The 2,788-nt window shown below is 70.8% G+C and carries 3 protein-coding genes and 3 pseudogenes; 3 read left to right on the top strand and 3 right to left on the bottom strand.

All coding sequences use genetic code 11. The features are described 5' to 3' along the window. A pseudogene (locus A9X03_RS30160) lies at positions 1 to 75 on the bottom strand (hypothetical protein); the annotation flags it as partial. Positions 76 to 101: 26 nt separating this feature from the next. Here A9X03_RS30160 and A9X03_RS09080 point away from each other — a divergent pair. Further along, positions 102 to 523, top strand: a pseudogene (locus A9X03_RS09080) (metallopeptidase family protein). Next, positions 520 to 711: a hypothetical protein gene (locus tag A9X03_RS09075; protein WP_067755368.1), complete on the top strand. Its 192-nt coding sequence runs from the start codon at positions 520 to 522 to the stop codon at positions 709 to 711. Before A9X03_RS09080 ends, A9X03_RS09075 begins: the two are co-directional and overlap by 4 nt. A gap of 7 nt (positions 712 to 718) precedes the next feature. Here A9X03_RS09075 and A9X03_RS09070 read toward each other — a convergent pair whose 3' ends face one another. Then, positions 719 to 1,405, bottom strand: a complete 687-nt coding sequence (locus A9X03_RS09070) for a histidine phosphatase family protein (RefSeq protein ID WP_067781952.1) — start codon at positions 1,403 to 1,405, stop codon at positions 719 to 721. Next, positions 1,402 to 2,349 carry a prephenate dehydratase gene (gene pheA, locus A9X03_RS09065; protein ID WP_067781949.1) on the bottom strand — a complete coding sequence of 316 codons (948 nt, stop codon included), beginning with the start codon at positions 2,347 to 2,349 and terminating at the stop codon, positions 1,402 to 1,404. Before pheA ends, A9X03_RS09070 begins: the two co-directional genes overlap by 4 nt. A gap of 87 nt (positions 2,350 to 2,436) precedes the next feature. Between pheA and A9X03_RS09060 the strand changes: the two are divergent. Continuing rightward, positions 2,437 to 2,788: pseudogene (locus tag A9X03_RS09060) on the top strand (DUF2470 domain-containing protein); the annotation flags it as partial.

The following is a 2,788-nucleotide window of genomic DNA, read 5'->3' as shown; positions in this document are numbered from 1 at the left end:
CACGCACGCGTGTTCATGCCAGCAGCCCGCCGGTATCCAGATCGCCCGATTCGCCGGCGTGATCCAGGTGCCCGCCGCGCCGCCCGCCGGGGGCTAGCCGAGTGCCCGTGCGGATGGATCCGCAACGGTTCGAGGAAATGGTCGCCGACGCGCTCGACCTGATCCCGCCCGAGCTGGCGGCGGCAATGGACAACATCGTCGTGCTGGTCGAGGACCGCCACCCCGACGACGGCGAACTCCTCGGGTTGTACGAAGGGGTCGCGCTGACCGAGCGTGACTCCGACTACGCCGGATCCCTGCCCGACGCCATCACGATTTACCGCGAGGCGCTGCTGGACGTCTGCGAATCCGACGACGACGTCGTCCAGGAGGTCGCGATCACGGTGATCCACGAGATCGCCCACCACTTCGGCATCGACGACGAGCGGCTGGAGGAATTGGGCTGGGCCTGACGAACGTCGGCCCGTTCTATGGGCGCGGCATCCCGGATTTGTCCGCCGCCGGTGCTATGAACGGGTTATGAGTGCTGACTGCCGCGACTGCCGGGCAGGCTTGGATCACTGTCACGGCACCATCATTCGCCATTCACTGCGCCGCTCCGAATGCACGGAGCCGGATTGCTTCAGCCCCGAGCTGTTGCCGCACGCGTTCGTCGTCGACTGCGATGCCATCGGCTGCGGATGCTCCGAGGCCGTCGCGCTGGCTGTCTGACCGGCCCTCAGCCCATCGGGTCGGTGCTCGAGTGCACCGCGTCGGCGACGGGGGTCGCATCCGCCTCGGGGTAGAACGGTGGCGTCAGGGTCCCCCAGCGCACGCAGCTCCACCGGCCGTCGGTGATGGGTGCCAAGACCACCGATTCGGCGTTGTCGAGGTGGTGGTCCAGCGCGAAGCCGGCGTCCACGCCGGCCAGCACGGCCGCCGCCAGCCGGATCGCCGCGCCATGGCTGACGACGACGATGTCGCCGGCCCAGTCGCGGTCGTCGAGGTAGCGCAGGCGCAGTTCGGTGAGCACCGGCACGTAGCGGTCCAACACGTCGTTGCCGGTTTCCCCGCCGGGCAGCGGGATGTCGAGGTCGCCGTGATGCCACCGCTCGTAGATCGCGTTGAATTCGGCGACGGCATCGTCGTCGCTGCGGTTTTCCAGGCCACCCACCTGGACCTCGTGCACGCCGGGCACCTCGATGGGCGCCATCTCGAGTTCGCCGCCGATCACCCCCGCGGTCTGCGACGCGCGGATCGCAACCGAGTGGGCCAGCAACGCCGGCCGGTGCGCACCTCGCGCGAAGGCACGGGCCTGGTCGCGGCCCAGCGGCGTCAGCTCCGCCCCGGGCGGCCGGGTGTCCAGCCTGCGTTCGACGTTGCTGTAGGACTGGCCGTGTCGCAGTAGCACCAGCCGCCCGGTCATAGCTCCATTCCCCCGGCCGCGGTTTCGGGTTTTCCTTCGCGTAGCCGCGCCAGCCAGCGCGCCGCCTCGTCGGCCGGCGGCGGCAGCACCCCGGCGGGCGAGCCGGTCGGCCAAGATCCCAGGTACCTCACATCGGCACAACGACGGTGCAGCGCCTTGAGTGCCTCGGCGACGGCGTCGTCGTCGATGTGGCCCACACAGTCGGCGAAGAACATGTAGGTGCCCAGCGAGGTCCGGGTCGGCCGCGATTCGATTCGGGTCAGGTCGATGCCGCGGATCCCGAATTCGGTCAGCGCGCCGAGCAGCGCACCCGGCGCGTTGTCGATGCGCAGCACCACCGCGGTGCGGTCGGCACCGGTGCGGGCCGGCGGCGGCCCGGGCAGGCCCACCAGAAGGAAGCGCGTGCGGGCGTTGGGTTCGTCGACCACGCCCTCGGCCAATGCGGCCAGCCCCCAGTGGGCGGCGGCCAGCGGCGAGGTCACCCCGGCGTCGGCCTGGCCTTCGGCCACCTGCCGCGCCGCGTCGGCGTTGGAGTAGGCGGGCCGCAACTCGGCCTCGGGCAGGTGGGTGGCGACCCAGTGCCGCACCTGCGCGGCGGCCACGGAGAACGCCGCCAGGGTGCGCACATCGGCGGCGGTGCGTCCCGGTTGGATGACGATAGTGAAGGCGACGTCCAGGGTGGTTTCGGCGAACACCTGCAGGGGCGAGCCGATGGCCAGGCTGTCGAGGGTGGGCGTCACGGACCCGTCGATCGAGTTCTCGATCGGGACGCAGGCGTACTCCGCCCCGCCGTCGCGGACGGTGTCCAGCGCCGCGGCGGTGCTGTCGATGGGCAGTCGCCGGACCTCGCCGGGGCGGTCGGGAATCAGACCGGCCGCCGTGATCTGCAACAGCGCCGCCTCGGTGAAGGTCCCTTCCGGACCGAGATAAGCGATGCGGACCACGCCACAACCCTAGCGGCGCGGGCCGCCAAACCGCCCTTGCGGCGCCCTGCGTTCTAAGTTAACTTAGGCTTACCTAATTTAAGGAGAATGGTGTTACCGCTGACCGCCTGCCCCGCCCCGACGACCGCCGAACGAATCCGCAGCGCGTGCGTCCGCGCCGGCGGCGCGCTGCTGGCCCTCGAGACCGTGCCGGCGCGCCAGGATCCGGTCGTGACGCCGGTCCATCACCTGCTGCCCGACGGGTCCTTCGCGCTGGCCCTGCCCGGAACGAACGACGGCGTCGCCGGGGCCCAGGCCCTGCTGGAGTTGACGGATTACGCGCCGCTACCGCTGCGCGAACCGGTGCGATCGCTGGTTTGGGTGCGCGGACGCCTCCGGGAATTTCACCGGGCCGAGGTCGCGGAGACGGTCGACCTGATCGCCGCCGAGTGGCCGCACC

Origin of the sequence: Mycobacterium sp. E1715 (genome assembly GCF_001667625.1) — a bacterium.
GTDB lineage: Bacteria > Actinomycetota > Actinomycetes > Mycobacteriales > Mycobacteriaceae > Mycobacterium.
Note: the sequence above shows the minus strand (reverse complement) of the source record. Positions and strands in the feature narration are given on the sequence as shown.